The 24,436-nt window shown below is 40.6% G+C and carries 30 protein-coding genes; 16 read left to right on the forward strand and 14 right to left on the reverse strand.

Annotated features, from left to right (window positions below; translation table 11 throughout):
• The first annotated feature begins 215 nt into the window (after nt 1–215).
• The 4 genes from EXH44_RS05770 (at nt 216) to EXH44_RS05785 (ending at nt 5,378) form a co-directional block, all read left to right on the forward strand.
• A complete protein-coding gene (locus EXH44_RS05770) occupies nt 216–1,907 on the forward strand; it encodes a solute:sodium symporter family transporter (protein ID WP_162856638.1) in 1,692 nt (563 codons plus the stop codon).
• A gap of 89 nt (nt 1,908–1,996) precedes the next feature.
• Nucleotides 1,997–3,445 carry a sulfatase family protein gene (locus tag EXH44_RS05775; RefSeq protein WP_021110113.1) on the forward strand — a complete coding sequence of 483 codons (1,449 nt, stop codon included), beginning with the start codon at nt 1,997–1,999 and terminating at the stop codon, nt 3,443–3,445.
• A gap of 154 nt (nt 3,446–3,599) precedes the next feature.
• Entirely contained in the window at nt 3,600–4,181 is a 582-nt protein-coding gene (locus EXH44_RS05780) for a Crp/Fnr family transcriptional regulator (RefSeq protein ID WP_162857532.1), read from the forward strand.
• Between the two features lie 6 nt (nt 4,182–4,187).
• Nucleotides 4,188–5,378, forward strand: a complete 1,191-nt coding sequence (locus EXH44_RS05785; RefSeq protein ID WP_162856639.1) for an anaerobic sulfatase maturase — start codon at nt 4,188–4,190, stop codon at nt 5,376–5,378.
• Between the two features lie 31 nt (nt 5,379–5,409).
• On the opposite strand, the gene EXH44_RS05790 is transcribed toward EXH44_RS05785, so the two are convergent.
• The 12 genes from EXH44_RS05790 to epmA all read right to left on the reverse strand — a co-directional run bounded on the left by EXH44_RS05790 (nt 5,410) and on the right by epmA (nt 14,020).
• The gene (locus EXH44_RS05790) at nt 5,410–6,834 is read right to left on the reverse strand and encodes a DHA2 family efflux MFS transporter permease subunit (protein ID WP_162856640.1); all 1,425 of its coding nucleotides are present in this window, start codon (nt 6,832–6,834) and stop codon (nt 5,410–5,412) included.
• Between the two features lie 69 nt (nt 6,835–6,903).
• Nucleotides 6,904–7,143 (reverse strand): FAD assembly factor SdhE, encoded by a 240-nt coding sequence (locus EXH44_RS05795; RefSeq protein WP_162856641.1) that lies wholly within the window; start codon nt 7,141–7,143, stop codon nt 6,904–6,906.
• Entirely contained in the window at nt 7,143–8,087 is a 945-nt protein-coding gene (gene ispH, locus EXH44_RS05800) for a 4-hydroxy-3-methylbut-2-enyl diphosphate reductase (RefSeq protein ID WP_162856642.1), read from the reverse strand. The genes EXH44_RS05795 and ispH overlap by 1 nt, the downstream gene beginning before the upstream one ends.
• On the reverse strand, nt 8,088–8,576 hold the full coding sequence (lspA, locus tag EXH44_RS05805) for a signal peptidase II (protein WP_162856643.1): 489 nt from the start codon (nt 8,574–8,576) through the stop codon (nt 8,088–8,090).
• An 8-nt stretch (nt 8,577–8,584) separates the two neighbouring features.
• On the reverse strand, nt 8,585–8,923 hold the full coding sequence (glnB, locus tag EXH44_RS05810) for a nitrogen regulatory protein P-II (protein ID WP_005711076.1): 339 nt from the start codon (nt 8,921–8,923) through the stop codon (nt 8,585–8,587).
• An 8-nt stretch (nt 8,924–8,931) separates the two neighbouring features.
• Entirely contained in the window at nt 8,932–9,525 is a 594-nt protein-coding gene (gene mog, locus EXH44_RS05815) for a molybdopterin adenylyltransferase (protein WP_162856644.1), read from the reverse strand.
• Nucleotides 9,526–9,577: 52 nt separating this feature from the next.
• Nucleotides 9,578–9,940: a YbaN family protein gene (locus EXH44_RS05820; RefSeq protein WP_162856645.1), complete on the reverse strand. Its 363-nt coding sequence runs from the start codon at nt 9,938–9,940 to the stop codon at nt 9,578–9,580.
• A 13-nt stretch (nt 9,941–9,953) separates the two neighbouring features.
• Nucleotides 9,954–10,748, reverse strand: a complete 795-nt coding sequence (locus EXH44_RS05825; RefSeq protein ID WP_162856646.1) for a glycosyltransferase family 2 protein — start codon at nt 10,746–10,748, stop codon at nt 9,954–9,956.
• The gene (gene lpxH, locus EXH44_RS05830; RefSeq protein ID WP_162856647.1) at nt 10,749–11,477 is read right to left on the reverse strand and encodes a UDP-2,3-diacylglucosamine diphosphatase; all 729 of its coding nucleotides are present in this window, start codon (nt 11,475–11,477) and stop codon (nt 10,749–10,751) included.
• 105 nt (nt 11,478–11,582) lie between these two features.
• Nucleotides 11,583–12,110 (reverse strand): DUF1523 family protein, encoded by a 528-nt coding sequence (locus EXH44_RS05835; protein ID WP_021113777.1) that lies wholly within the window; start codon nt 12,108–12,110, stop codon nt 11,583–11,585.
• Nucleotides 12,111–12,149: 39 nt separating this feature from the next.
• Nucleotides 12,150–12,932 carry a TatD family hydrolase gene (locus tag EXH44_RS05840; protein ID WP_016527622.1) on the reverse strand — a complete coding sequence of 261 codons (783 nt, stop codon included), beginning with the start codon at nt 12,930–12,932 and terminating at the stop codon, nt 12,150–12,152.
• 107 nt (nt 12,933–13,039) lie between these two features.
• Complete coding sequence (gene epmA, locus EXH44_RS05845; RefSeq protein ID WP_162856648.1) at nt 13,040–14,020, reverse strand: elongation factor P--(R)-beta-lysine ligase; 981 nt, start codon at nt 14,018–14,020, stop codon at nt 13,040–13,042.
• 106 nt (nt 14,021–14,126) lie between these two features.
• Here epmA and EXH44_RS05850 point away from each other — a divergent pair, with 106 nt between their 5' ends.
• From EXH44_RS05850 to EXH44_RS05860, 3 genes are all read left to right on the forward strand, one after another.
• Nucleotides 14,127–15,611: a TrkH family potassium uptake protein gene (locus EXH44_RS05850; protein ID WP_162856649.1), complete on the forward strand. Its 1,485-nt coding sequence runs from the start codon at nt 14,127–14,129 to the stop codon at nt 15,609–15,611.
• 272 nt (nt 15,612–15,883) lie between these two features.
• A complete protein-coding gene (gene ald, locus EXH44_RS05855; RefSeq protein WP_162856650.1) occupies nt 15,884–16,993 on the forward strand; it encodes an alanine dehydrogenase in 1,110 nt (369 codons plus the stop codon).
• 155 nt (nt 16,994–17,148) lie between these two features.
• The gene (locus EXH44_RS05860; RefSeq protein ID WP_162856651.1) at nt 17,149–18,510 is read left to right on the forward strand and encodes a sodium-dependent transporter; all 1,362 of its coding nucleotides are present in this window, start codon (nt 17,149–17,151) and stop codon (nt 18,508–18,510) included.
• Nucleotides 18,511–18,576: 66 nt separating this feature from the next.
• Here the strand turns inward: EXH44_RS05860 and EXH44_RS05865 are convergent, their stop codons facing one another.
• Nucleotides 18,577–19,110, reverse strand: coding sequence for a hypothetical protein (locus tag EXH44_RS05865; protein WP_162856652.1), 534 nt, complete (start codon nt 19,108–19,110; stop codon nt 18,577–18,579).
• 220 nt (nt 19,111–19,330) lie between these two features.
• Here EXH44_RS05865 and secE point away from each other — a divergent pair, with 220 nt between their 5' ends.
• The 8 genes from secE to EXH44_RS05905 all read left to right on the forward strand — a co-directional run bounded on the left by secE (nt 19,331) and on the right by EXH44_RS05905 (nt 23,635).
• Nucleotides 19,331–19,744 carry a preprotein translocase subunit SecE gene (gene secE / locus EXH44_RS05870; protein WP_135675240.1) on the forward strand — a complete coding sequence of 138 codons (414 nt, stop codon included), beginning with the start codon at nt 19,331–19,333 and terminating at the stop codon, nt 19,742–19,744.
• 1 nt (nt 19,745) lies between these two features.
• A complete protein-coding gene (gene nusG / locus EXH44_RS05875) occupies nt 19,746–20,324 on the forward strand; it encodes a transcription termination/antitermination protein NusG (RefSeq protein WP_162856653.1) in 579 nt (192 codons plus the stop codon).
• A gap of 197 nt (nt 20,325–20,521) precedes the next feature.
• The gene (rplK, locus tag EXH44_RS05880; RefSeq protein WP_111750035.1) at nt 20,522–20,950 is read left to right on the forward strand and encodes a 50S ribosomal protein L11; all 429 of its coding nucleotides are present in this window, start codon (nt 20,522–20,524) and stop codon (nt 20,948–20,950) included.
• 4 nt (nt 20,951–20,954) lie between these two features.
• Nucleotides 20,955–21,644 (forward strand): 50S ribosomal protein L1, encoded by a 690-nt coding sequence (gene rplA / locus EXH44_RS05885; protein WP_111750034.1) that lies wholly within the window; start codon nt 20,955–20,957, stop codon nt 21,642–21,644.
• Between the two features lie 291 nt (nt 21,645–21,935).
• Complete coding sequence (gene rplJ / locus EXH44_RS05890; protein WP_005714465.1) at nt 21,936–22,427, forward strand: 50S ribosomal protein L10; 492 nt, start codon at nt 21,936–21,938, stop codon at nt 22,425–22,427.
• 57 nt (nt 22,428–22,484) lie between these two features.
• On the forward strand, nt 22,485–22,853 hold the full coding sequence (gene rplL, locus EXH44_RS05895; protein ID WP_135675243.1) for a 50S ribosomal protein L7/L12: 369 nt from the start codon (nt 22,485–22,487) through the stop codon (nt 22,851–22,853).
• Between the two features lie 129 nt (nt 22,854–22,982).
• Nucleotides 22,983–23,231, forward strand: coding sequence for an antitoxin (locus EXH44_RS05900; RefSeq protein ID WP_162856654.1), 249 nt, complete (start codon nt 22,983–22,985; stop codon nt 23,229–23,231).
• Nucleotides 23,228–23,635, forward strand: a complete 408-nt coding sequence (locus EXH44_RS05905) for a type II toxin-antitoxin system VapC family toxin (RefSeq protein WP_162856655.1) — start codon at nt 23,228–23,230, stop codon at nt 23,633–23,635. The genes EXH44_RS05900 and EXH44_RS05905 overlap by 4 nt, the downstream gene beginning before the upstream one ends.
• Before the next feature lie 51 nt (nt 23,636–23,686).
• Here EXH44_RS05905 and EXH44_RS05910 read toward each other — a convergent pair whose 3' ends face one another.
• Entirely contained in the window at nt 23,687–23,947 is a 261-nt protein-coding gene (locus tag EXH44_RS05910; protein WP_162856656.1) for a helix-turn-helix domain-containing protein, read from the reverse strand.
• 187 nt (nt 23,948–24,134) lie between these two features.
• Here EXH44_RS05910 and EXH44_RS05915 point away from each other — a divergent pair, with 187 nt between their 5' ends.
• Nucleotides 24,135–24,335 (forward strand): hypothetical protein, encoded by a 201-nt coding sequence (locus tag EXH44_RS05915; protein WP_162856657.1) that lies wholly within the window; start codon nt 24,135–24,137, stop codon nt 24,333–24,335.
• The last annotated feature ends 101 nt before the right edge of the window (nt 24,336–24,436 follow it).

The following is a 24,436-nucleotide window of genomic DNA, read 5'->3' on the forward strand; positions in this document are numbered from 1 at the left end:
AAAGGGAAAACAGAAGAGACTTTATGATCGTTCTCATATTTTTAGGCTGTTTTTTGGAGTGAAATTTCATTAATTTCTAAATTTGTGAGCAAGATCACTTTACATTTATGACAATTATCATAGTTTATTTACATCTAACGAGATTATGCTAAGGCTGTTCTAAATTCCTAGAATGACATCAGTCTATTTCATCGTAACAATTTAAGGAGGACTATATGTTTCTTACAATAGTCAGTTTTTTAGTTGTAACCGCCGCAGTCGGTTTAATCTCTTGGTATAAAACCAAAGGGGATGATTTAAGCACTTCAAAAGGCTACTTCTTGGCTGGGCGTGGATTGAGTGGCGTAGTCATCGGCTGCTCAATGGTATTAACTTCACTTTCAACGGAACAGTTAATCGGGATCAACGCAAACTCTTATGCAGGTAACTTCTCGATTATGGCGTGGACAGTGCAATCTGTTATCCCACTCTGTTTCCTTGCGTTATACCTGTTACCAAAATATATCCGTAACGGTTACACCACCATTCCAGAGTTCTTTGAAGCACGTTTCGACAGACAAACACGTTTGATTATGTCAACGCTCTTCTTGTTCTTCTATCTTTTCATTGCTATCCCAACCGCACTTTATACAGGGGCGATTGCATTTAATAAAATCTTCAGCCTACAAGAAGTGTTTAATCTCAGTTATGGCGAAGCGATCACTTACACCGTAATTGCAATCGGTATCATCGGTGCAATTTATGCGATTTTTGGCGGCTTAAAAGCCGTTGCCGTATCGGATACTTGGAATGCGGTGATCTTAGTGATCGGTGCGTTACTTGTGCCTATCTTTGCCCTTGCTTATTTAGGTAACGGCAGTATTTCAGAAGGTTTACACATTATCAGCACAACCCACGTTGAAAAATTCAACGCTATCGGTAGTGCAACAGATGCTGTGCCTTGGCCAGCTATCTTTACGGGTATCTTAATCGTCAACTTCTTCTACTGGACAACAAACCAAGCGATTGTACAACGTGCGTTAGGGGCGAGAGATTTAAAAGCGGGCCAAAAAGGGATTTTAATTGCAGCACTGTTTCTCTTGCTGCTACCGTTAATCCTTAACTTACCGGGCTTATTAAGCTATCACATTCTTGGCGAAGGCTTAAAACCGATTGATGCGTCATACCCAAGTTTAGTCAATAAAGTGTTACCGACTTGGTTACAAGGCTTCTTTGTGGCTGCATTATTCGGAGCGATTTTAAGTACCTTCAACTCATTCTTAAATTCAGCGGCAACCATCTACTGTAACGACTTATTGCCTGCGATTACTAAAGTCAAACGCACCGATGCAGAGCTTATCAGTTATGCGAAAAAAGTCGGTACCATTATGGCGATTATCACAATGGTTGTTGCACCGTTATTGATGTTCGGTACAGACGGTATCTTCTTATTCACTCGCCGTTTTGCTGGCTTCTTTAACATTCCTATCGTAGCACTCTTTGCTGTTGGATTGTTTAACCGCTATGTATCAGGTTTGGCGGCTCGCATTACCTTGTTAGTCCATGTTGTGCTTTACTTTACTCTCGTTTGGATTATCAACGTGAAAGTCAACTTTGTGTATGTAATGGGTTCACTCTTCGTCTTTGATGTGGCGTTAATGCTTATCTTAGGTCAGTTCTTAAAACGTGCGACCCCATACGAAGATAACCAAGTCAATCATTCAAATGTAGATTTAACCCACTGGGAATATGCAAGAACTACAGTAGCTTCATTAGTGTTAGGCTTAATTACCTTACACTTAGTGTTATCACCGCTTGGTTTAGCTTCCGCAGAAGGCAATGCGACAATGATTATGGGCGTATGGGCTGTGGTGCAAGTGCTTATCCTGATTTTCTTCGGTAAAAAGAAAGTGGTAGATAAAGCATAATAATAAGGGACACGAAGCGTCGTGTCCCTACAAAATCTTGAAATGTGTTGTAGGGACGCCACGCTTGGCGTCCATATAAGGACAATACTATGAACAACATCGTTTACATTCTTTTAGACCAAGTCCGCAAAGATATGCTTGGTCCTTACGGACACCAAATTGTCAAAACCCCTAACCTTGACAGACTTGCAGCAGACGGTATTCGTTTCAATAATGCGTTTACGCCTGCCTCTGTTTGCGGACCTGCTCGAACATCATTGTTTACCGGTTTAATGCCATCTAGTCACGGTATTATTAAGAACGGCGAAAAAGGTGGCACAGGGGAAATCAGCCAACAGGCACCGAATATCTGTAACTTAGAAGGATATAACTCTTATGTCGTAGGAAAATGGCACGTCGGCACAAAATCTGTTCCTGAAGATTACGGGATTAAAGGACACAATTTTGACGGCTACGGTTACCCGGGTAGCCAAGTCTATAAAAATCTGGTGTTCAACCAACCACCGACACACTCGAACCGTTATCGTGAATGGTTAGAAGAAAAAGGCTATGAAATCCCTGAAGTCAGCCGAGCTTACTTTGGCGATAACCCTCATTTACGAGTACAAGAGTTATGTGGTTTGCTCTCTGGCACAAAAGAAGAAACCATCGAATACTTCATCATTGACGAAGCGAAAAAATATATCCGCGAGTCGCTGGCTGAAGGTAAACCATTCTTCACTTGGATCAACTTCTGGGGACCACACACCCCTTGTATCGTGCCTGAGCCTTACTACTCAATGTACGATCCAAAAGATGTTGTGCTAGATGAAAGTTTCTTCAAACCGCTTGAAGGAAAACCTGGGCATTTCCGCACCATCTCAAAAATGTGGGGAATGTGGGAAGCCAGCGAAGAACGTTGGAAAGAAGTGATCACCAAATTCTGGGGCTACATTACCTTAATCGATGATGCCATCGGTGAGCTGTTTACCTTCTTGGAAGAAAACGGCTTATACGAAAACACCTTCCTTGTCGCCACAGCAGATCACGGCGATGCAATGGGTGCACATCGTATGATTGAAAAAGGTGAGTTTATGTTTGAAACCACCTACAACGTCCCATTGATCATCAAAGACCCACAATCTAACCGTGTCAATGAAGTCGATGACAATCTCGTCTATCTTCACGACCTCACCTCAACGGTCTATGATGTGGCTGGGCAAGAAGTACCGCCAGAGTTCCAAGGGGAAACCATTTTACCGATCACCAGAGAAAACAAAGAGAATGACCGCAAAGGCTTGCTCTGCCAACTTGCAGGACACTTTGTTTACTTTGAACAGCGTATGTGGCGACGTAAAGATTACAAACTGGTATTCAACGCCACCGACCTCTGCGAGCTCTATGATGTCCGTAAAGATCCTGAAGAAATGCACAACCTTTTCTATGATGATGCCTATAAGGAAATCAAAAAAGAGATGCTCGAAGAGATGCGTTTGGAAATGAAGCGTTTGAACGACCCACTTGAGAATTGGGTGTATCGGATCATTGATGAAATCTAGCAACAGATTCGCAAAAAACGAAAGAAATCAACCCGCTTGTATGTGGGTTGATTTTATTTTGACACACTTCACACAAACTGATCCCCATCATAGAGCCACTTTCTTTTCTATGTTAGGATAAAACGAGATGACCGATATGAATACAGGAAGTGATATGTCAGTAAATCCACGCTACCCAACCGACTTAAAACGGTGCCAACTCACCCATCTTCATTCCTTCACTAAAGGAATGACTGTGTATAAGCAAGGTGAAACCGCCAAAGAGTTTTATTACGTCAATAATGGACTTATTGGGCTTTACCATACCTTAGATAACGGCAAAGAGAGCCTTGTTCGTCTATATCAAAAAGGGGATTATTTCGGTTATCGAACATTGTTTGGCGATGACGGCTACCATTGCAACGCCAAAGTTTTGGTTGAAGCAGAGATCATTCGGATTAAACCAAAAGACATTGATACTTTCTTCGTAGAAAATCCGCAGATGAGCAAATTTTTGTTGCAATCCCTTGCAAATGAACTGCGAGAAGCGGAACAACGTTTGGCAAAAAGTGCCTATTTACGCACCCTTGATCGTGTTATCGACAGCATTTATTTTCTCACGGAAAACTTCCCTTACTATAACTGGACGCACCGTGAAATTGCCGAATATGCAGGGTGTGAAACCGAAACAGCGATCCGCATTACTAAAGAGTTGAAACGCAACGGTTTATTACAAGATTGGCATAAACAGAAGTAGGTCACTATGTTTGAAAACGCCCCCAAAGCCCACTTTCATTTGATGGCAAAGCCGAGTAGCTTTCAATGCAACATCAAATGTGAATACTGCTTTTATCTTGAAAAAGCGCATACCATTGAGCAAGATGTACGTTTTATGAATGAAGACACCTTGCGAAATTATGTGCGTAATTACATTCAATCCAGTGCAGGACAGCGAGTAGAATTTGCGTGGCAAGGGGGAGAGCCAACGTTATTAGGCTTGGATTTTTTCAAACAAGCGGTCAGATTTCAGCAAGAATTTGCAAACGGTAAAACGATCACCAATGCTTTCCAAACCAATGGCATTGCACTCAATCGCCAATGGGCAGAATTTTTCAAAACACATCAATTTTTGATTGGCATTTCGATTGATGGCTTGAGTGAAGTGCATAACAAATATCGCATATCGGTCAATGGTCAGCCTACCTTTGAACGGGTTAAACGAGCGGTAGATTTGTTGAAAGACTATGGCGTTGAGTTTAATACATTGACGGTGATTAACGATCAAAATTGGCATAAAGGCAGAGAAACCTACCTTGCTTTAAAAGAGCTGGGTTCAACCTTTATGCAGTTTATCCCGATTGTTGAAACAGGCTGTGGCACAACACCTTTTGCAAAAAAGGATGCAAAACCGACCGCTTTCTCTGTGCCACCACAGGGCTATGGGCATTTTCTGCTTGAAGTGTTTAAAGAGTGGGTGCAACAGGATGTCGGCAAAATTTATGTGCTGGAATTTGACAATCTGCTTGGACAATGGCTTGGCTACCCGTCAAGTAGTTGTGTTCATCAGGAAAGCTGTGGCACATCACTGATTGTGGAAGCGAATGGTGATGTTTATTCCTGCGACCATTTTGTTTATCCAACCTATAAAGTGGGTAATTTAAACGAACAGCCGTTGGGCGAGATTGTGCATTCTCAACCACAACGCCAATTTGGACAACAAAAAAGAACCGCACTCACTCAGGCTTGCTTGGCTTGTGATGTGCGAACGTTTTGTCACGGTGGTTGCCCGAAACATCGAATGATTAGCTTGCCAAATGAAGCAAATAAACACAACTACCTTTGCCAATCCTATCAACTCTTTTTCCGAAAAACTGCGCCATTTATGCGAAAAATGCGAGATATTATTCGTCGTGGTGGCTCTCCCCAAGAGATTACGAATTTTATTCGTCCATAAAAAACGCCAACATAATGTTGGCGTAATGCGTTTATTTATTAAATTCTGTCCTTAATTTATTCGCGAAATAGAGCGAGATGATTCCCATACCAATGGCAATACCAAAGGCAAGCTGAACCCCAGAAAGCATAGCAAATCGTGGCGTTTCAGCGGTGATACTGTCTGCTTGATAAAGGGTTTCACCAATATGGGTAACACCTACAAAAAATGCCGCACCAACCGCCCCTGCAATCGGATTGATAGTGCTGATAATCGCTGTACCATGTGGATACATCTCTTTCGGTAGTGCATTAAGTCCGTGGGTTTCGCAGACAACAATCATCGATACCGCAATTGGTAATAGGGCGAAAATCGCAGTCAATAGCCAGCTGGCACTGTCGATCCGATAAAAAAGCATCATCAGAACAAAGGTGGTGATCATCAAGATAACACCTGGTATCACGATAGGTCTTGCACCGCGTTTATCGAGCTGATTGCCCATAATGGGAGAAAGGAAAGCTTGAATGACAGTACCAGGGAGTAAAATCAATCCTGTGACTGTACCCGAAAGCAGAACCACTTGTTGTAGGTACATTGGCATAATCAATTCCGTACCGATAAACACGAACATTAAGATCGCTAAAATCAGCATCGCATAGCGATATTGTTGAAATTGAAAGACCTTTAGGTCGATCAAGGGAACGTCCAGTTGGGTTTGGCGTTTGGCAAACCACGCAATTAGGATAATTGCGCTAATAAACATTAAGCTAAATACCGATAAGCTCAATGTCGCAAAGTTACTTGTCGAATAGACCAAAGATCCTAACCCAACAATCGACAATAGGACGGATAAACCATCAATTTTAGGTTTATTAATCGGTTGTAGGTTGACTTTTAAGAACAGGATTGCCAATAAAATCGATAAGAGAATAAAAGGCATGGTGAGTAAAAAGAGATAACGCCAGCCAAAATGATCAACGATAATGCCTGACAGGGTAGGGCCAATCGCAGGGGCAACCATAAACATCATCGTGATAATACCCATAATCGTGCCTCGGCGATTGGGTGGGTAAATCAATAAAATCGTATTAAATAGGATAGGCACGGTAAATGCCGCGGAAACGGCTTGAATAAAGCGTCCGACAAGTAAGATAGCGAATGACGGCGCAAAGGCACAGATAAGCGTTCCCACTAAAAAGGTAATTAGGGTAACTAACAGCATGGTTTTGGTAGTAAACCATTGAATAATATTGGCTGTTAGGGGAGTAAATGCCCCCATTACCAAGAGAAAACCTGTCGCCATCCATTGTACTGTGGTTTTATCAATAGAAAATTCGTGCATGAGATTGGTTAATGCAACATTGAGTAATGTTTCATTTAAGTAACCGAAAAATGCACCGATCAGGACGGTAAATGTCACTAATTTGGTCGGAAATTCGGGATTTTCGCCAAAGTATTCGTAAGTGTTTTGTGTCATAGTTTTGATAAAAAAGAAATAGGACGCTGAATATAGCGTCCCGAGTAAGTTGTATGTAATGAGAATAAATTAATAGACTAATTTCGATTGAATCAATTTCACCATCGCTTGTAATGCTTCCGTTGGCGGTGTGTCTTGATTCATAAACCAGCGGAATAGCTCTGGATCGGTATAGCGAAGCATTTCTACGAAAGTCTGCTGTTGTTCAGTGGTCAAACTATCAAAATGTTCTTGATAAAACGGCATAATCATTTTATCTAATTCACGCATACCACGACGGCATTCCCATTCAATTCTAAAACGATTCATTAGTTTACCTCCGTAATGCGTAGCTCTCTTGGTACTTCAAAAACGGTATTTTCTTCACAGCCTTCCAATTCTTCGACTTTGGTAACACCCAGTGCTTTTAAGTGTTCAACCACGGATTGCACCAACACTTCAGGGGCAGATGCACCTGCGGTAATGCCGATCGTTGTCACTCCTTGTAGCCAGTTTGGATCGATGTCTTGTGGACCATCAATTAACTGTGAGGGTGTTCCCATTCGAGAAGCTAACTCAGCTAAACGATTTGAGTTGGACGAGTTTTTAGACCCCACAACTAGCACTAATTGTGCTAATTTTGCCAATTCTCTCACCGCTTGCTGACGGTTCGTGGTGGCATAACAAATATCATTTTTACGCGGGCCTTGAATTGCAGGGTATTTCTGCTTTAAGGCTTCGATCACATCGCTGGTATCGTCAATAGATAAGGTGGTTTGAGTCATAAAGGTGAGATCTTCATCTTCTTTTAAACTAAGTTTAGCAATATCTTCCACATCTTCTACAAGGAAAATGCCACCTTTCTCATTATCATATTGCCCCATTGTACCAACGACTTCGGGGTGTCCTTCGTGTCCGATTAAAATCGCTTTTGTGCCTTTTTTGCTCGCGCGAGCGACTTGCATATGGACTTTGGTTACAAGCGGGCAGGTTGCGTCAAACACTTTCAATTCACGACGTTTAGCTTCGTGGCGAACCGCTTGAGAAACCCCGTGTGCAGAGAAAATCACAATAGCACCATCTGGAACTTCATCAAGCTCTTCAACAAATATCGCCCCTTTGGCTTTTAATCCGTCCACCACAAAGCGATTATGTACCACTTCGTGACGCACATAGATCGGCGCGCCGTGAATTTCTAAGGCAAGCTCTACAATCGAAATGGCACGATCTACACCTGCACAGAACCCTCTTGGGTTCGCTAAAATAATGTTCATTTAATCACTCTTTTTACTTTTACGATGTTCTAAAATGGACTCCAAAATCAGCAATCCTGCCCCCACCACAATACCAATATCGGCAATGTTAAATACAGGATAGTGATAAATGTCCCAATAAAAATCTAAGAAATCAACCACATAGCCATTATAAGCACGATCAATCGCATTGCCGATTGCCCCACCAATAATTAAGGCATAAGCCGCATTTTGCAGTTTAAGTTCTGCTTTATTTTTAAACAGCATTACAATCAATGCAATAGAGATCACAATGGCTAACCCTAAAAAGAAATATTTTTGCCAGCCTGAATGATCCGCTAAAAAGCTAAACGCCGCCCCATAGTTTCTCACATAAGTAAGATTGAAAATCGGCAGAACATTCACGCTTTCATAAAGCTCAAAGCGTTGTACAACAATGTATTTGCTCAATAAATCTGTGATTAATACCACGACACTTAACCACAACCACGATAAACCTGTTTTTTTCATTTTATTCCTTAAATGGCTTCTTCGTTCTCTTCGCCCGTACGAATACGAATAACACGTTCTACATCATACACGAAAATCTTACCATCACCGATTTTGCCTGTCTGTGCTGTATCAATGATCGCTTCAATACATTCATCAACTTGCTCATCAGCCACAATAATTTCTAATTTTACTTTCGGGAGAAAATCAATCGCATATTCTGCCCCACGATAAAGCTCCGTATGCCCCTTTTGACGACCAAAGCCTTTGACTTCGGTAACCGTCATTCCCGTAATGCCCACGTCCGTCAATGCTTCACGGACATCATCTAATTTGAATGGTTTAATAATGGCTTCAATTTTTTTCATAAGTTATCCTATCTTCTCGCTGATTTCGGTCTAAAACTCTCACAAATTTCAGGGTAAGTTTCAATATAAATGTCGCTTAAAAGTTGTAAACAGTAGGGAACTGCACTGAAAATACCCCGAACTAACACTTTTCCATCTTGATCTTTCACGCCTTCTAAGGTTTCTTTGATTGCCTTTGGCTGTCCGGGTAGGTTCAAAATCAAAGAGTCATGTCGAATCACACCCACTTGACGAGAGAGAATGGCAGTTGGTACAAAGTGCAGGCTCACTTGTCGCATTTGTTCACCAAAGCCAGGCATTTCACGATGAGCAACGGCTAAAGTCGCATCAGGTGTAACATCACGTTTAGCAGGGCCTGTTCCTCCTGTGGTTAAGACTAAGTGACAAGCGAGGTTATCGATTAATTCAATTAGTGTTTGCTCAATCATCGCTTGTTCATCAGGAATTAGACGAGTTTCAAGTTCAAAAGGTGTGGTAATGGCAGTTTGTAGCCAAGCCTGTAATTCAGGAATACCTTGGTCGGCATAAACACCTGCAGATGCTCGGTCAGACACGGAAACTAAGCCAATTTTTAAGATTTCTTTGCTTAAACAAGCGGTCATTTTCTTTCTCTTTTTTGCAAATTTGGACAGCTTGCTATTCTACCGTGAGAGACTATTTTTCCAAAGTCTTAATCTTAAAGATGAAGTAATAATATTGAAAGATGATTACGGCAATTAGGATTAACTTACCGATGATGTGAGGAATCACAAAGAAAGCGAAAATACAGAACGGAGCAGAAAATGCTAAAATACCGATCTTTTGTTTGAGTGACATAGCACGTTTTTCATCAAAATTTTTGAGATATTTATGATAAATAGAGGTATTTAAAAACCATTGGTTTAAACGTGCTGAACCTTTACCAAAACAAAAAAGAGCAAGTAGCAAGAATGGAGTTGTCGGCAAGCCAGGTATAAAAATACCAATAACCCCTAAGGCCAAGCTGAGAAATCCTAATGCCACATAAATTGGTTTCATACTCTGTCTGCTCTTACTTTGTTCGTTCTAAAACTAATGGATAGATGCCAATATTATGCGTGTTGAGATGTGTTTTCAACAAATTGATTTGATTGCAGATACCTTCTGTTATCGCATTGGCTTGAGCCATTTTCTCTTCCGTTACATTTTCAGGGCGTTTATTAAAGAGAATCGCATCAAGCAAACGTTCTGCGTGCATACCGTCACGGCAGTAATGTAATACGCCCGCTTCAGTAAATGCCGTTGCGACATAGCTGATTTTGGTCGTTGCAATGCCTAAAGCACCATCTTCACCGCCCAGTTCCCTAAACAGTTGATGTTGTGGAAAACCGCCACAAGCAAGGAAGAATGCACGGCGAAATACCACATTTCCACCACAGGTCATTCGCATATGTTGCCACGCATACTCAAAATTAGGGTGAGAAGCATAGCGTTCTGCAATACCAATAGGCTTTAAGGCAAGGCGAACTACCATTGCTTCAGGACGGAAATGGAAAATCGCGTCGGCAACTTGCAATGCCCCATTTTCATAAGCATCATCGGCATCAAGAAAAGCGATAAACTCTGCATCACTTTGTAACGCCCCCCAATTTCGAGCCTTTGCAACACCGCTATTTCGGGGCATCTGTTCAACTTTAATCTTATGTGGAACTTGTGCTTCAAACTGTTTGGCAAGGGCAAAGGTGTTATCGGTAGAAGCATCATCAATGATCCATAATGTGCCTAATTCAGCTTGGTTAAGCACACTTTGTACTGCTCGTTGAAGGGTCTGTTCTGCGTTATAGCACGGGATAATCACATCGAGCATTTAACGTTCCTCATTAAAAGCAAAACCTTGCGGTGATACAGATAAAATAGATGCAGTTTTCCCCCAATCGCCAAGGACTATGCGAGTGAATGTGCGGTCAGATTTTGCAAAATTTTTACTAAAATGCACCGCTTGTCTGTGAGTATGTCCGTGAATAAGCCATTCAGCGTGATAGTTATCCACAACTTGAGCGGTAAATTCAGGATTGACGTCCATAATTTCAGCCGACTTTTGTTGTTTGTCTGCACGGCTTTTAGCTCGGATTTTTTGAGCGATATGAATACGCAGGTTGAGCGGTAAGCAGAGAAATAGCCATTGTCGCCATTTTTGATGAACTTTTTGGCGGAATTGTTGATATTTAATATCATCAATACAAAGGGTATCACCGTGACAAATTAAGGTTTTTTTACCATATAAATCAATCAGTTGATAATCTGGTAATAAGGTCATTCCGGTGGCTTTAGCAAAATCTTTACCAATTAAAAAATCACGATTGCCGTGAATAAAATAGCACGGAACGCCCCGCTCTGTGAGCTGACGAATGGCGTGTTTCACTTTATCAATCAAAGGCGATTGCTCATCGTCACCAATCCAGAAATCAAACAGATCCCCTAAGATATATACTGCTTCAGCAAGCGGTGCTTTTTCTGTCATAAATTGCAAAAACAGATCCGTCAATTCGGGTTGATTGTCGTTGAGATGAAGATCGGCGATAAAGTAGGTGGTCATTGTGATAATTCATTAGGGACACCAAGCGTGGTGTCCCTACAAAATGTAATATAAATAAGGTGAATTGAAGAATGGTAGGGACGCCACGCTTGGCGTCCTTATTCATTATTTGCTACTATCAAACCACCCACGAATAAACTGCACAGACAAGAAGAACGTCAATGCAAAGAAAGCATATAAAATATAGCTTACCCACGGTTTTGACACGCTCTCACCTTCCGCAAGCGGTGTGATTGACACGATATTTCTAAATTCATTCAACCAATTAATTCGCCAGCCGTAGTACTTAATTTGTACCATCTGTTTTTCGTTCGCATAGGCTTGTGCTTTTGCTTGAATATCGGCAGAGCCAAATTTGAAGTAAAGCGGTAATCCCCAACCAGTATCTTCATTACGGTACACCATTACCGCTTTGGTATCAGGGTGTTCAGTGAAAAGAAAATACACATCACGCACTTCGCCATCGGCTGGATTTGATTTGCTGATTACCCCATCTTTATCCATACGACGCACTTCCATTCCAGTGACCATTGTTTGCTCATAGCTAGGAAATGCATAGTTGACTGCGCCAACTAATACGATGTGTAGCGAGAGTGAAACTAAAATTAGAAAGTATTTAAACATTGCTCTCATAAAAAATCCTTATCCGAAAGTTCGGCATTAATATAACCATTAAATTTTAAACAATTTTCGCACGTTTTGCGTGGTAATGTTAGCAAATTCTTCTAAAGATACGCCTTTTAGTGTTGCGACATATTCACAGACTTCTCGAACATAAGCTGGCTGATTCGGTTTACCACGATAAGGGATCGGGGCGAGATACGGCGAGTCGGTTTCAACTAACAGACGATCAAGCGGTACTTTCCGCACCACATCTCGCAATTCTTCGGCATTACGGAAAGTAATAATCCCCGAAATCGAAATATAAAAACCAATATCCAATGCACGCTTTGCCATTGCCCAGTCTTCCGTAAAGCAGTGTAACACACCGCCACACTGCTCGGCATTCCCTTGTTCTAAAAACTGCATTGTGTCTTCACGGGCAGAACGGGTATGGATCACTAACGGTTTCTGCACTTGTTTTGCTACCTCAATATGTTGCTCAAACAACGATTGTTGGAGAGCTTTGGTTTCGGGTGTGTAGTGATAATCTAACCCTGTTTCCCCCACCGCAACTACTCTAGGATCTTGCACTAATGCCACTAGTTTGTCATAGTCAAACGGCTCATCTTCCACATTCAACGGGTGAACACCACAAGAGAGAGCCACTTCGCTACGGTGAGCCGTGAGTTGCTTCATTGCTTCAAAGCGACCAAGTGTTGTACAAATCGAGATCATCTGTTGCACGCCACGAGCTTTGGCATTGTCGATCACTTCGTCCACGTTTTTATGGCGAGTTTCATAGTCTAGCGAGTCTAAGTGACAGTGTGAGTCAATAATAAATAAATTGTTCAAGGTTGTTCCTTTTTAGTTTTATTGTCAGTAGGGGCGGACCGATGTGTCCGCCCTGTTAAAATAACACGATATTTCGGGCAGGCTACCAATCTGCTCCAACATCTAAATTACGCCCTTTCCACTCCAAATGCCATCACTTGATCGATACTATCAGCATTCATCGCAATCATCATCAAACGATCCACCCCCAAGGCGACGCCCGAGCAGTTTGGCATACCAGCTTTTAATGCATCAAGGAAACGACTGTCTAATTGCTGTGGCGGTAAACCCATCGCTTCACGCAACACATTATCTTGTTCAAAACGGCGAATTTGCTCTTTAGCATCACTGAGTTCATGGAAGCCGTTAGCAAGTTCTAACCCTTTGTAATAAAACTCAAAGCGTTCAGCCACACGGTGATCTTCCGTACTGATTTGAGCAAGTGCCGCTTGGGTTGCAGGGAAGTGATAAACTGCCGTTGGACGCTCTTTGCCAATATTCGCTTCGACCACTTCGCTAAATAAAAATTGCAGTAAAGTATCACGTTGTTCATCTTCATCACATTGCAAACCGTGTTCACGAGCCTTAGCCACCAGCTGAGCTTTAGTGGCAGAGAGTGGATCTAAGCCAACGTAGGTTTGAAACACAAATTGATAACTAAAGGATTCCGCAGGCTCACAGTCTAAAATCTGTTGTAACAGATCGTCCACTTCATTAATCAAACGGTACATATCAAAATGGGGACGATACCATTCCAACATCGTAAATTCAGGGTTATGGCGTTTACTGACTTCTTCATTGCGAAACACTCGGCAGAGCTGAAAAATCGCCCCACTACCGCAGGCAAGCAAGCGCTTCATATGGTATTCAGGGCTAGTAATCAAGTGTAAGGTTTTCGCTTGGCTTGAAAACGGCGATAAGAATTGAGTGCTAAAGGTTGAAAGATGTACATCCGTCACGGAAAACTCACTCATCGCAGGTGTTTCAACTTCCAATACCCCACGTTCCGTAAAAAATTGACGGATCTCCGCCATAATTTTTGCTCGTTTCAATAAATGTTGAATAGAGGCTGATGGTTTCCAGTCAGGTTGTTCTTGCAAATTTTCCATGAAATCGTACCGCTTGTAATAAAAGTGGGGGCATTATAGCAAATGATTTGACTCGTGCGAAAAGCAGAGTACCATTTCACTATCTCATTATTTAAAGGATTTCTCTGTGCAATTTTTTTCAATTATGCGTATTGTCGGCATTTTGGTGATGTGTTTTTCTTTCACTATGCTTGTGCCAGCGTTTGTAGCGTTGATTTATGATGATGGCGGCGGTCGTGCGTTTTTGGAAGCCTTTGTGCTGAATTTCAGTGTCGGCACGGCGTTGTGGTGGTTCTGTCGAAAATATAAGCAAGAACTACGTTCCCGTGAAGGTTTCTTAATCGTGGTGCTGTTTTGGGTAGTACTAGGGTCGCTGGGGGCTGTGCCGTTTATTCTGTTGGAAAATCCTGATCTGAATTTCTCTGAGTCAATTTTTGAGTCTTTTTCAGGCTTAACGACAACGGGGGCAACGGTAATTACAGGGCTAGATCACCTGCCAAAAGCGATTTTATTTTATCGTCAGTTTCTACAATGGCTCGGTGGAATGGGGATCATCGTGCTTGCGGTAGCCATTATTCCGTTATTAGGCATTGGGGGAATGCAGTTATACCGTGCGGAAATGCCTGGCCCGTTGAAAGAGCAGAAAATGCGTCCACGGATTGCAGAAACCGCAAAAGCGTTGTGGCTGATTTATCTCTCTTTGACGGTGTTATGTGCTTTTGCCTATTGGTTGGCCGGTATGAACGGTTTTGATGCGATTTCCCATAGCTTTGCCACGGTGGCGATTGGCGGATTTTCAACCCACGATGCGAGTATCGGCTATTTTAACAGCCCGATGATTGACTTGATTACGGTGCTGTTCTTATTGATCTCTTCCTGTAACTTCGCTCTGCATTTTGCGGTGTTTGATCAGTTTAATGACCGCTACAAAGGTAATAATAAGTCGAATTTTCTTGGTTTGTATTGGAAAGATTACGAATTTCGCTTTTTTATTACGGTTCAGTTAGCGTTGTTTGTTATCTGTTTTGGCGTGTTGTGGATTTATAACTATTTTGACGATCACTCCGTCACTTTTATTCAAGCTTTGTTCCAGTCGGTCTCTATTTCGACTACGGCAGGTTTCACTACCAACGATTTTAGCCAGTGGCCGTCTTTCTTGCCGTTGTTGTTAGTGCTGGCTTCCTTTATCGGTGGCTGTGCAGGTTCAACGGGTGGCGGTTTGAAAATGTTCCGTGTGTTGTTGCTTTATTTGCAAGGAAAACGAGAAATTCACCGCTTTATTCACCCAAATGTGATTCAGCCGATTAAATTGGGTAAACACGTTTTATCGGAGCGGATTGTCGAAGGGGTATGGGCATTCTTTTCAGCCTATTTCTTTGTGTTTGTGGTTTGTTGGTTGGCGACCATTGCTTGTGGTATGGAAACTTTCGATGCGTTAAATGCGGTGATTGCAAGTTTGAATAACCTTGGGCCAGCGTTAGGTACGGTCAGCAGTAACTTTACCCAAATTCCCGATAGTGCAAAATGGGTTCTAACCTTTGCGATGGTTTGTGGGCGTTTGGAAGTCTTTACTTTGTTAGTTATTTTAAGTCCAAGTTTTTGGCGGGATTAACAAGCGGTTAGATCCGGCAAAAAATTTACAAAATTTTATTAAGAATTTGTTAATTTTTTGATCTAAATAAAATTCTTCTCTATTTTTAACTCATTCTCCCCTAAAGTGTGAAGAAGATCACGGAAGGGGAGAAAATTGCCTCATTATAATAAATATAGAAATTTCACTCATAATATTTGGTGAAGTCCAAAATTAGCTTGAAGTTCACTTAATATTATCCGTGCTTTTTCAAATTCATATTTACTCAAAATAATATAATGAAGGAGAAGATCATGATTATTGGTTGCCCAAAAGAAGTTAAAGTTCAAGAATATCGTGTTGGTTTAACCCCTGCAAATGTCCAATCTTACGTGGAAGCAGGCCATACAGTTTATATTGAACATGGTGCTGGCGCAGAAATTGGTTTCCCTGATGAAGCTTATCAAGCAGCTGGTGCAACGTTGACTGACAAAGCAACACTCTTTGCAAAAAGTGATATGATCATTAAAGTGAAAGAGCCTATCGAATGTGAATATCATTATTTCCGTGAAAATCAAATTCTCTATACCTACCTACACTTAGCCGCAGATAAACCACTTACCGAAATGTTACTTGAACGCAAAATTCAATCTGTGGCGTATGAAACCATTAAAACCCCTGCAGGTTTACCTTGCTTAGCGCCGATGAGTGCCATTGCTGGACGTTTAGCGACTTTAGAAGCCGCGAAATATATCCAAAAAACCTTCGCCGGTGCAGGTGTGTTACTCAGCGGTACTGCTGGCACACCAAAAGCGAAAGTGGTGATTTTAGGTGGCGGTGTTGTGGGCTTAAATGCGGCTCAAATTGCGATGGGTATCGGTGCTGATGTGACTATCCTAGATATTAACGCTGCACGCCTTGCTTATATTGACCAAATCTTTGATATGCGTATCAAAACACTCACCAGCTCTCGTGGCAATATTTTAAGTCTATTACCAGAAGCTGATGTAGTTATCGGTGCGGTATTAATTCCAGGCGCTAAAGCTCCACACTTATTACGTCGTGAAGATCTCAAATTGATGAAAAAAGGTGCGGTCTTAGTGGATGTTGCGATTGACCAAGGTGGTTGCTTTGAAACTTCTCACCCAACTACACACAATGAACCTATCTATGAAGTTGATGGCGTAATCCATTACTGTGTGGCAAATATGCCAGGTTGTGTGGCTCGTACTTCAACCTTAGGTTTAACCGACTCTACCTTAGAATTTGGCTTGAAACTCGCCGCTCTTGGTGTGAAAGAAGCGTGCTTGTCTGATCCAGCCTTATTACAAGGTTTGAATACTTATAACGGTAAATGTACTTTCAAAGGGGTGAGTGATGCCTTTGGTATTGCTTATACCGATCCAAAAGAAGCATTAAATTAATATCAAGCTGTGTTGTATTGATCAAGAACGTTCCCCCTGAGAAATCAGGGGGCTCTCCTATCCACCATTTAGGGTTTTCCCTAAATTAATCTCAAATTAGCGGTTGTGTTCGCTTGACTAAGCCTACTTTCTGCTATTTTAAAAAGAGGTGTACTATGAGTGAAAATACAAAACCTGCACGGCAGTCTTGGTCTAGTCAATTAACCTATATTTTAACTGTCGCAGGGGCGACAGTCGGTTTCGGTGCGACTTGGCGTTTCCCTTATCTTGTAGGGGAAAACGGCGGTGGTGCTTATGTTTTCCTTTTCTGTATTGCGATGATTGTGATCGGTATTCCAATGATTTTAGTTGAAAATGTGATCGGTCGTCGTATGCAAGTTAATTCTATTGATTCTTTCTCTGGCGAGGCGAACGGTAAAAAAATCCATTCAGGTTGGAAAATATTAGGCTATATGGGATTACTCGGCTCATTCGGTATTTTAGCCTATTACATGGTGATCGGTGGCTGGGTTCTGACTTACATTGGTAGCCTACTTACGGGCGAGTTAGATCTTTCAGCACCTGTGACGATTGAAACGACCTCAGCCTATTTCAGAGACCATATTCAAAATAGCCCTTCAACAGTTATCCTATATACAGGCTTATTTGTCGCTGTAAATTACTTCATTTTAATTCGGGGTATTAAAGAAGGGATTGAGCGTTCCGTTAAACTGTTGATGCCATTACTGTTTATCTTCTTAATCATCATGATTATCCGTAATGTGACATTGCCAGGCGCATCAGAAGGGATTGCGTTCTATTTGATACCTGATTTTTCAAAAATTACACCTAAACTCTTTGTCTTCGTATTAGGGCAAGTGTTCTTTGCATTAAGTCTTGGTTTTGGGGTACTCATCACCTTATCGAGCTATTTATCTAAACAAGAAAATTTAGTTAAAACAGCAACGATTACGGGCACAATTAATACATTAATTGCGCTTGCCGCAGGGTTTATGATTTTCCCTTCGCTCTTTACCTTTAATGTTGCCCCGAACTCTGGTCCAACATTGGTATTCCAAAGCCTACCGATTGTGTTCTCACATATGTGGGCAGGCACTATCTTTGCGACAATCTTCTTTAGCCTATTAATTACCGCCGCATTAACAACCTCTATTACTATCTATGAAGTGTTGATTACCGCGATACAAGAAAAAACGAATTTAAGTCGTAAACAGGCGATTACATTAACATTGGTGGGAATTTTCATTGTAGGGAATATTCCATCTATTTTAGGTGATAATGAGTGGAGTAGCATTAAAATTGCAGGTATGAGCATTTTTGATGCCTTCGACTATATCAGTGGTAATATTCTCTTTATCTTAACTGCGTTAGGAAGTGCCATTTTCGTTGGTTATGTATTGAAAGATGAAGCCAAGAAAGAGTTGGGCGCAAGTGAGAAATTTACGAATATTTGGTTTAACTATGTGCGTTACGTAATTCCAGTTTTAATCTTAGTGATTTTTGTGAACTCTCTCTAAAATGAACAAGCGGTGAGTTTAGAGCTAAATTTTGCAAAATTTAGGTAATATCTCACCGCTTGTATTTTAGGCTTTTAATTTACCAGCACAGCTTTCTAATTGTTCTGCCAGTTTGATTTTAACTTTTTGAATCTTATCGCCAAAACGTGCCTGAAATTGTGCGTTCAGTTTTAACCAAAATGCAGGCGTGCCGGTTAATGTCGCTTGGCTTTCTTTTAATGTCTCAGCTAAATCTTGTTGGCTAGAGAGCAATTTTGCTTTCAACTCATTCATTTGTTGATTCATGCTTTCTTGCAAACTATGCTGAGTCGTTTTACTCAGTTCTTCTAAATCGACATTCTCTTGTGTAAGCGACTGCTCAAGTTCATGAATAATATCGTTAAACTGAAGCGGTTGTTCAAGTGCTGCTATATTTTCACGTGCTAGAGAAAGCTGATTGGTTAAGCGTTCTTGCTCGTTTTTTAGTGATATAAGGAGTTCCTCACTTTTTTCCATCTCTTGCGATAATTGTAGTTTGAGTTCCTGTTTTTTCTGCTCTGCTGTTGCATTGAGTTCAGCAATACGGCTTTCAATCATTTGTTGAATATCTTGATTTGTCATGGTTTTTTCCTTCTGTTTCATGGTTATTGTTAAAGCGAAAGTCTTAGCTTTCGTTGAGTGTATTAAAACAGACAGATCTGAAGAAAAGCTTAAGAAGATCAAATTTTTGCCTCTTTAGAAAGAAAATATTGAAAAGATCGTGGCAACAAGGTCAGAAAATGCTAGAATTGCACGCTTTAAAAATTGAACGTTCTCTTTTTTAATAAATTTTAGGTTGTCTATGGCTAAAGAAATTCAAACTACAAGCCCTGAGAAAGTAGAAAATAAGGGTGTAAAAAGTAAAGGTGTAAATAGCGTATTATGGGTGCTTTCCATTGCATTATTGGTAGTAGCAGCGGTGGGTAACACGTATTTTGCAACGCATTTTTCATTAATTGTCCGTGTCTTGCTCTTAGTAGTATTATGTGCAGGGGCATTAGGTTTAGCGGCGATTACAAATCAAGGTCAAAAAGCGATTGGCTTTATCAAAGATTCTCGCCAAGAAATGCGTAAAATTATTTGGCCTACGCGTCAAGAAACAACACAAACTACACTCATTGTAGTTGCAATGTGTGTAGTTGTGGCATTAGCGTTATGGGGTATTGACTCTATCATCGTATTAATTATTGATTTTCTAACTAATTTGAGATTCTAAAATGAGCGAAATTGAAGTGATCGAACAAGAAAAAGATACAAGCAAAATGCGTTGGTATGTATTACAGGCATTTTCTGGCTTTGAAGCTCGTGTTGCAATGACATTACGCGAGTACATCAAATTGCATCAAATGGAAGATCAATTTGGTGAAGTTTTAGTGCCAACAGAAGAAGTGGTTGAGAATGTTGGCGGTCGTCGCCGTAAAACGGAACGTAAATTTTTCCCAGGCTATGTTTTAGTACAAATGGAAATGAACGATGACACATGGCACTTAGTAAAAAGTGTGCCACGTGTAATGGGCTTTATTGGTGGCACCGCAGATAAACCTGCACCAATTTCTAGAGCGGAAGCTGATCGCATCCTTAACCGTGTTCAAGAAACGGCAGAAAAACCACGCCATAGAACAGAATTTCACCCAGGTGAAGAAGTTCGTGTTAAAGAAGGTCCATTTGCAGACTTTACTGGAACGGTTGAAGAAGTGGATTACGAAAAAGGACGTGTTAAAGTGTCTGTTTCAATCTTCGGTCGTGCAACACCTGTTGAGCTTGAATTTAACCAAGTGGAAAAACAAAACGGTTAATCGTAAATTTTTATTGAAATCAGACCGCTTGCAAGCGGTTTGATTTTATCTGCGTTTTGCAAATTTTTGCTTGAAATTCGATCTAAATTTCAAGTATAATCCGCACCCTATTTACGAGTTAGCTTGCTAACTCGTATTTTTATGTAACAGGGGAGCCGGTATCGGCGTTATCACCCACACTAGAGGAAACTTTAAAAATGGCAAAAAAAGTCCAAGCCTACGTTAAACTGCAAGTTGCAGCGGGTATGGCTAACCCATCACCACCAGTTGGTCCAGCATTAGGTCAACAAGGTGTTAACATTATGGAATTCTGTAAAGCATTCAACGCTCGTACTGAGAGCTTAGAAAAAGGTTTACCAATCCCTGTTGTTATCACAGTTTACGCAGACCGTTCATTCACTTTCGTAACTAAAACTCCACCAGCAGCAGTATTATTGAAAAAAGCTGTGGGTATCAAATCTGGTTCAGGTAAACCGAACAAAGATAAAGTGGGTACAGTAACTCAAGCACAATTACGTCAAATCGCTGAAACTAAAGCAGCAGATATGACTGGTGCAACTATCGAAACCAAAATGAAATCAATCGCTGGTACAGCTCGTTCAATGGGCTTAATCGTAGAGGAATAATACAATGGCTAAATTGACTAAAAAAATGAAAGCAATTAAAGCTGGTGTAGATTCTACAAAAGCTTATGAAATCAACGAAGCAATCGCAGTATTAAAACAATTCGCGACAGCTAAATTCGTTGAGAGCGTGGATGTTGCGGTAAACTTAGGTATTGACCCTCGTAAATCAGACCAAAACGTACGTGGTGCAACAGTATTACCACACGGTACAGGTCGTACAGCTCGCGTAGCAGTATTTACACAAGGTGCAAACGCAGAAGCAGCAAAAGCAGCGGGTGCAGACTTAGTGGGTATGGAAGATCTTGCAGAGCAAATCAAGAAAGGCGAAATGAACTTTGACGTTGTTATCGCTTCTCCAGATGCAATGCGTGTTGTAGGTCAATTAGGTCAAGTATTAGGTCCACGTGGCTTAATGCCAAACCCGAAAGTGGGTACAGTAACACCAAACGTAGCAGAAGCAGTTAAAAATGCTAAATCTGGTCAGATCCGTTACCGTAACGACAAAAATGGTATTATCCATACTACAATCGGTAAAGCAGACTTCGCTCCAGAGCAATTAAAAGAGAACCTTCAAGCGTTATTAGCGGCATTAGTGAAAGCGAAACCGACAACAGCAAAAGGTATCTTTATCAAGAAAGTAAGCATCTCTACGACAATGGGTGCTGGTGTAGCGGTTGATCAAGCTTCACTCTAATTTGTTGATAAATTAGACTTTACAAGACCGTAGGTTATCCCTATAATCTACGGCTCTTTTTGGCTGAAAAGCCAATGGTGGTGCTGAGCCTTATCTCAAGCCCCATCCAAGACCGTAGGTGAACCTGTGTGAACAGTTTCTTAATGAAAACAACCTACGTAGATGGTGAACAGACAGAATTATCTGCTTCTGTACACCTTAGCCTCAAAAACGTCGCTCAAGCGGTTACTTTTTTGAGATTTTTTGTAAATTCCACAGTATTTGTGTGGAGTGTATCAGGAGCTAAAACCAATGGCATTAAATCTTCAAGACAAACAAGCAATTGTTGCTGAAGTAAACGAAGCTGCCAAAGGTGCCCTTTCTGCTGTTGTTGCGGATTCTCGTGGCGTAACAGTAGAGAAAATGACTGAGTTACGTAAAGCGGCTCGTGAAGCAGGCGTTTCAATGCGTGTTGTTCGTAATACTTTATTACGTCGTGCGGTTGAAGGTACTGAATTCGAGTGCTTAAAAGATACGTTTACTGGTCCAACTCTTATTGCATTCTCTAACGAACACCCAGGTGCAGCAGCACGTTTGTTCAAAGATTTTGCAAAAGCAAACAAAGAGTTTGAAGTTAAAGGTGCAGCCTTTGAAGGTAAAATCCAAGATGTTGAATTCTTGGCAACATTACCAACTTACGAAGAAGCAATTGCACGTTTAATGGGCACAATGAAAGAAGCTGCGGCAGGCAAACTTGTTCGCACTCTTGCGGCATTACGCGACAAATTACAAGAAGCGGCATAATTTTTACTCGCCGTATTCTCAACTCGTTTAACTTATTTACTTTAGGAATTGATTGTTATGTCATTAACTAACGAACAAATCATTGAAGCGATTGCTTCTAAATCAGTATCAGAAATCGTTGAATTAATCTCTGCGATGGAAGAAAAATTTGGTGTATCAGCAGCAGCGGCAGCAGTAGCAGTAGCAGCAGGCCCAGCAGAAGCAGCTGAAGAGAAAACTGAATTCGATGTTATCCTTGCAGACGCAGGTGCTAACAAAGTAGCGGTAATCAAAGCAGTACGTGGTGCAACAGGCTTAGGCTTAAAAGAAGCTAAAGACTTAGTTGAATCTGCTCCAGCAGCATTAAAAGAAGGCATCTCTAAAGGTGAAGCTGAAGCACTTAAGAAAGAATTAGAAGAAGCTGGCGCGAAAGTAGAAATCAAATAATTTTTGATTTAACTTTTCCCGAACTTCAAGTTCAACAGAACCCCGATGGAAACATCGGGGTTTTTGTTTATTGCGTCTTTTTTATTCTTATTTTATTATGTATATATGATTTGTATATATGGAGAGCCTATGTCAGTAACAACCGCAAAATTATTTTGGTCAGGTCATTCTCAGGCGATTCGATTACCTAAACTTTTCCGATTTGAAGGTAGCGAAGTACGTATTGAAAAACAAGGGAATCGTTTGATCATTGAGCCTATCGTGGATAATTGGGATTTTTTAGATGACCTTTCTCCTGTGGATAATGCTTTTATTGAAGCAACTCATAATTTTCGCCAAGAACTTGCTCAAGAGAGAGATTGGAGCGAACTTGAATGAAATTTTTGCTTGATACTAATGCCGTGATTACTATTTTAAACAAAAACCAGACTTTTATTTCAAAGTTGAAGCAATATCGTCCATCAGATTTTGGTTTACCTGCAATTGTGCTTTTTGAACTGTATTATGGGGCAGAGAAAAGTCAGCGTAAGGCAGAAAACTTAGCGAATATAGCCCGTTTACCTTTTGAAGTTCTTCCGTTTTCAGCAGATGATGCTCGCCTAGCAGGTAAATTCAGGGCAGAGCTTGCTAAAGCTGGTAAATCAATTGGGGCTTATAATGTGCAAATTGCAGCCCAAGCTTGTAGCAGAAATTTAACGTTGATTACACATAATACAAAAGAATTTATCAGAATTGATGAGTTAAAATTAGAAGATTGGCAAGATGAATTTTCATCGTTTTAATTGGGCTAACTACTTTGTATGTATGGTACTGAAAAATATCCTCTTTCTTTGCTATTTCTGAATTAAATCATCTACTGAGTAATCATTTTTCAGTAGGTCAATTAGGCTGATGCCTAATGCATCGGCAATTTTTCCCATCGCATCAATCGAAATCGCTCTCTTTCCTCTTTCTACATCACTAATATAAGCTCGACTAAGTTCTGCATCAAAAGCAAGAGCTTCTTGAGAAATATCCTTTAATCTACGAATTTTTCTAAGATTATTCGCAAAAGTATATCTAATAGGGTGGCTAGTAAGATGTTCATTTTTCATCTTTTTAGTATTGATTCTAGCACTATATTCATCAATCTACTTAAAGATATAAAATATAAACTATAGTTTACATAATTATAATTTTAGATTAATATATGATCGCAAAAATTGATTTATAGATGAATTTTGCAAGGAGCGTATGCTCTTTTTAATAATATCGTTTAATTTCTCTAGGAGGATTCTTATAATGAAACTCTCAATTACAAAGAAAACTGTATTAATAGTTGCAATGTTAAGTGCAGTTACAACAACATATGCTGCAATGGGCTTTTTAATTAGAGAAGAAGTAAGTGGAACAAATAAAATTTGTTACTATGATGTACTAGGATCAACTCGTACTATCAATATTTCATCGTATTCTGTATGTCCAGTATCATATAATTTCTAATAGTTTTATGGCATTCATTTGGAATGCCATTTTTTTAAATAATTAAGTTTTCCAAAATTTACTAAGTTTCTTCTTATTGCCAAAAAAACACCAAATTGCTA

The organism is Actinobacillus indolicus, assembly GCF_004519515.1.
Lineage (GTDB): Bacteria > Pseudomonadota > Gammaproteobacteria > Enterobacterales > Pasteurellaceae > Glaesserella > Glaesserella indolica_A.